This is a genomic window from Roseburia sp. OF03-24, assembly GCF_003463035.1.
GTDB classification, from domain to species: domain Bacteria; phylum Bacillota; class Clostridia; order Lachnospirales; family Lachnospiraceae; genus Roseburia; species Roseburia rectibacter.
In genome coordinates this window covers 1-5,291 of the sequence record NZ_QSCK01000063.1, presented here as the reverse complement: position 1 = coordinate 5,291, position 5,291 = coordinate 1, and the positions used below count along the sequence as shown (strand labels likewise).

General features: G+C 44.4%; 4 protein-coding genes. 3 read left to right on the top strand and 1 reads right to left on the bottom strand.

Annotated features, from left to right (window positions below):
- The first annotated feature begins 93 nt into the window (after nucleotides 1–93).
- On the top strand, nucleotides 94–666 hold the full coding sequence (locus DXA60_RS18230) for a cytidylate kinase-like family protein (RefSeq protein ID WP_117922669.1): 573 nt from the start codon (nucleotides 94–96) through the stop codon (nucleotides 664–666).
- 51 nt (nucleotides 667–717) lie between these two features.
- A complete protein-coding gene (locus DXA60_RS18225) occupies nucleotides 718–1,188 on the top strand; it encodes a gamma carbonic anhydrase family protein (RefSeq protein ID WP_117922668.1) in 471 nt (156 codons plus the stop codon).
- Between the two features lie 106 nt (nucleotides 1,189–1,294).
- On the opposite strand, the gene DXA60_RS18220 is transcribed toward DXA60_RS18225, so the two are convergent.
- Nucleotides 1,295–2,584: an O-acetylhomoserine aminocarboxypropyltransferase/cysteine synthase family protein gene (locus DXA60_RS18220; protein ID WP_117922667.1), complete on the bottom strand. Its 1,290-nt coding sequence runs from the start codon at nucleotides 2,582–2,584 to the stop codon at nucleotides 1,295–1,297.
- A 227-nt stretch (nucleotides 2,585–2,811) separates the two neighbouring features.
- Here DXA60_RS18220 and DXA60_RS18215 point away from each other — a divergent pair, with 227 nt between their 5' ends.
- Nucleotides 2,812–4,929: a SulP family inorganic anion transporter gene (locus DXA60_RS18215; RefSeq protein WP_117922666.1), complete on the top strand. Its 2,118-nt coding sequence runs from the start codon at nucleotides 2,812–2,814 to the stop codon at nucleotides 4,927–4,929.
- Nucleotides 4,930–5,291: the final 362 nt, after the last annotated feature.

The following is a 5,291-nucleotide window of genomic DNA, read 5'->3' as shown; positions in this document are numbered from 1 at the left end:
TGTGGTTTTCAGCCACTTTCACGGCTGTGCCGTGAATAATATAGGATAAGAATGTGGTTTTCATAAAAGGACTTGCAGGAATGGAGGATCATTATGATTATAACAATTGCCAGACAATGCGGATGTGAAGGGGACGAAGTAGGAAGAAGGTTATCAGAATTATACGGTATTCCGTGTTATTCCAAAAAGGAACTGATCGAGCTTGCAAAAGAGAAAAAAGTGTATGAAAAGTATCCGTTTTATTTTGGGGAACGGCAGGTTGATGATATGATGAGCATGGTTGCGGATGATATGAATTTAAAGGTGCGTGAGACACCGAAAAAGGCATTAACGGCGTTGTTTGATGATCAGCCGTGCATCGTGATCGGTCGTGCATCGGATTATGCGTACAAAGAACATGCGGATGCGGTTCGTATTTTCCTTTGCGGGGACAAGAAAACAAGAATTGAAAAAATCGCAGAGAAACACCATGTATCAGAGTCGAAAGCAAAAATGATCGTGGATGACACAGACCGTCGAAGAAAGCAGTATCATAATTATTATTCCGGGGAAACCTGGGGATTAGCAGATAATTATGATCTGTGTTTAGATGAGTGCAGACTTGGGATTGATGGTGTGGCTGCAGTTGTTTCGGCTTATATCAGTCAGGTCAGGGGAAAGAAGTGATCTAAGGATAGTAGAGGACTGGGAGTAAAAACGGTCGGAAGGGAGAGCAGCATGGCATACTATTTAGCAGAAGGTGCGATTGTAAAAGGAGATGTTACGATCGGAGAAGATTCAGGAATATGGTATCATGCAACGGTGCGTGGAGATACTGACAGGATTACGATCGGAAGCAGGACGAACGTACAGGATAATGCGGTCCTTCATGTGGGAGACGGGCATGCGCTTACCATTGGAAACGATGTGACGATCGGGCATGGTGCGATTGTACACGGATGTGAGGTCGGCAATAATACATTGATCGGAATGGGGGCGATCATATTAAATGGTGCAGTGATCGGCGATAACTGTATCATTGGTGCAGGGGCTCTTGTGACACAGAACATGGAAATCCCGGATGGCAGCCTTGCATTTGGAAATCCGGCGAAGATAATAAGAAAGCTGACAGAGGAAGAAATTAAGTCAAACCATAACAACGCGCTGTTGTATGTGGGAGAAGCAAAAAATCAGTTGATGCCGGTATGAGCAGAGATCAGGATAAATATTAATATTTATCCGTTATATTTATAAAAATGGATGTTTCCAATAGATTAAATGAGGAAACATCCATTTTTTGTATATGTTTTTTATTTTATTCCCTGATCGAATCAAGTGCATTGGAAATATCTGCAATTAAGTCTTCCTTATCCTCAAGACCGAGGCTGATACGGACAAGTTCAGCCGGAACGCCGGCTTCTTTTAACTGTTCGTCGGTCATCTGGCGGTGTGTGGATGTTGCAGGATTTAAGCAGCAGGTTCTTGCGTCAGCAACATGTGTTTCAATCGCACCGAGTTTTAAATTCTGCATAAATGTGGAGGCAGCACCACGTCCACCTTTTAAACCGAAAGAGACAACACCACAGCCACCATTTGGCAGATATTTTTTTGCACGCTCATAATATTTGCTGGAAGGCAGTCCTGGATAGTTGACATAGGCAATTTTGGGGTGCTGCTCTAAAAATTCAGCAACGGCCTGACCGTTTTCTACATGTTTTGGCATACGGACATGCAGGGACTCCAAGCCGAGATTTAAAATAAAGGCATTCTGTGGGGATTGCATGCAGCCAAAGTCACGCATCAGCTGTGCAGTACATTTTGTAATGAAGGCACCTTCTTTACCGAATTTTTCTGCGTAGGTGATTCCATGATAACTTTCATCCGGAGTACACAGTCCCGGATATTTATCAGCGTGAGCCATCCAGTCAAATTTACCACTGTCCACGATCGCTCCGCCTAAGGCAGCTCCGTGACCATCCATGTATTTGGTCGTGGAGTGGGTTACGATGTCAGCACCCCATTCAAACGGGCGGCAGTTGACTGGAGTCGGGAACGTGTTATCGATCACAAGCGGAACGCCGTTGGCATGGGCAACTTTTGCAAATAGTTCGATATCTAAAACGGTGAGTGCAGGGTTAGCAATCGTCTCACCAAACATAAGCTTTGTATTTGGCTTAAATGCTGCATTTAATTCTTCCTCAGTAGCATCAGGAGAAACAAATGTGGTCGTGATTCCCATTTTTGCCATCGTGACAGCGAGCAGGTTGAAAGTTCCACCATAGATAGAGGAGGAAGCAACGATATGATCGCCACATTCACATATGTTAAACATGGCAAGAAAGTTTGCTGCCTGTCCGGAAGAGGTCAGCATTGCAGCAGAACCGCCTTCCATAGCTGCAATTTTTGCAGCGACAATATCGTTAGTAGGATTCTGCAGCCGGCTGTAAAAATAACCATCTGCCTCTAAATCAAAAAGTTTTCCCATATCCTCGCTGGTACTGTATTTAAAAGTGGTAGACTGGATGATCGGCACCTGTCTCGGTTCTCCATTGCCAGGTGTGTAACCTGCCTGCACACATTTTGTCCCCATTCTGTATTCACTCATAGAAATCTAATCCTCCGTTTCTGCACTGTTTTATAAAAACAGCTGCATTAAAAATTCCTTCGCGATTCATCACATTAGTAAGAAAAAGCGCATAAAAATATCGTATCATTCATAGGAAGATTTTACAAGGGAATATCTTTTGATTTTAAAAAATTTGTGATACAGTAGGGAAGAAAAAATATAGAGCATGTCAGGTTTGAATAAAAAGAGAGAAGTGTGATTGAAACATGAGAGTGCAGCCATTCCAGACATTAAAACATTATAATAAGAAAAATCTTCCAAAGGACATTCTTGCTGGAATCATCATCATGGCAGTTTCTATCCCGATTTCCATGGGGTATGCACAGATTGCAGGACTTCCGGCAGTTTATGGATTATACGGCTCGGTGTTCCCGATCATTTTATTTGGATTTTTTTCCACGTCACCACAGTTTATTTTTGGTGTGGATGCGGCTCCGGCAGCATTGATCGGTTCAGCTATTGTGGGACTTGGCATTGAAGGCGGAACGAAAGAGGCCATGGCAGCAGTGCCTGTACTGACTTTTTTTGTGGCACTGTGGCTTCTGGCATTTTATTTTATGAAGGCAGGAAAACTGGTCAATTTTATTTCTGCACCGGTCATGGGAGGATTTATCACCGGAATCTGTACCACGATCATACTGATGCAGGTGCCAAAGCTGATGGGTGGAACGGCAGGAGTCGGAGAACTTTTTGAACTGGCAGAGCATATTGCAGGGACGGCAGGTCAGATCAATCTGCCGTCGCTTGTGATCGGACTTTTTGCACTTGTGATTCTTCTGGTTTCGAAAAAGCTGATCCCAAAGTTTCCGATGGCAGTTGCACTGATGGCAGCAGGGGCACTTATGACACGGCTCCTGCCGGTCAGGGAATGGGGTGTACAGACGCTTGCAGCAGTAGAACCCGGCATGCCGGAATGGAGCATACCGGATTTTTCAGTGATTGCACCGAAGGATGCGATCATCACAAGCCTGTCGGTTGCTGTTGTCATAATGGCTGAGACTTTGCTCGCAGAGAACAGTTTTGCTCAGAAAAACGGTTATAAGATTGACGATAATCAGGAACTTTTTGCATTTTCCATAGGAAATTTTGTTGCAGCGTTTACCGGCTGCTGTCCGATCAATGGATCGGTATCACGTAGTGCAATGGGGGAACAGTATCAGGCAAAAACACAGCTTACCGGTATCGTGGCAGGGGTGTCGATGATCATTCTTCTTTTATGTGGAACCGGTTTTATCGGATATCTGCCGATTCCGGTACTTACGGCGATCGTGATCTCAGCACTGCTTGGTGCAACAGAGTTTGAACTTGCGGTCAGGCTGTGGAAAGTCAGCCGGACGGAGTGTTTCATTTTTATAGGAGCTTTTCTTGGTGTATTGATGCTTGGCACGATTAACGGCGTTTTGATCGGAATTATCCTTTCTTTTACAGAAATGATCATCCGTACTTCAAAACCGGCAAGATGTTTCTTGGGAATCCAGCCCGGCCATCAGCATTTCAGGGATTTGCGGGAAGGCAGCCAGATCCATGCGGTGGAGGGAGTTGTGATCTATCGTTTCAGCAGCAATCTGTTTTTTGCAAATATCGGGGTGCTGCAGAAGGATATCGAGGAGCATATCAAAGATGACACGAAAGCAGTCATTTTGGATGCCGGAGGAATTGGAGGCCTGGATATCACAGCGGCAGACCGTCTGGAGATTTTATACAGATCTTTGAAGGAAAAGGGAATCCGCTTTTACATGACGGAGCATATTGCAGATGTGAATGAGCAGCTCAGGAAGTTAGGCCTCGGATATCTGATTGAGGAAGGCTGTGTGCGGAGAACCATACATATTGCTTTAAAAGATATGGGGATCAACAGACCGTATCCGCTTGAGGGTGGTGTGGATAACGAGGAACGCAGCGCATCAAGAAAACGCGCGGATAACCGTGTGCAGGAGTTTGTCTGGGCGTTTGGCTCGGAAACAGAAGAAGAGATCGAAAAACAGATTGTCCTGCAGATTGAGCAATTAAAACAGACAGGGGACGTTGAAAATTTATTCCATGGCCGTTGGGCGCACATGGAGGCACTCGATGAGGATGAGTGGCTGGAACATTTAGAGGAGCACTTAAAGGAAATCGTCAATATCTCCGGCAAGGACGAGATGACGTTAGCGGGCAAACTGGAGGCACACCGGAAAGAAGTGCATGACCGTATCGCAAAGGAGCATCCGGAGCTGGCAGAGCGTTTTAAGGAGCGCAGGCATCTTCTGGATGAGCATTTAAAAGAGCACAGACCGGAGGTGTATGAGCTGGTGTTAGAGCTGCGGGAGAAGAGGAAAGAGTAGAAAAAGGAACTAGTGAAAATTCATAAAGATAACAGGAAATATAAAATTATAATGACATATGTATAAACTTATGTTATCATTCATCCAAAGCATTACATTCTAGCAAAATCTACAAGGCAGACTGTGAGAAATTATATCATAGTATAAGCCGTTTTTAAAACAAGTCAAAACCACGTTAATGGCTGCATATCAATACGCGAGCTACAACGTCGGATATCAGAATTTTCAATGCTTTTAAATTACCAGCAAACAAAAGTAAAAGCAGGGAGGATTCGAAAATATCAGACGCTTCTCCCGAACAAAAAGGGAGGAAATGATTATCGCGCAAAAGACAAAGAAATCGTCATCAGACAAAGCCAAAA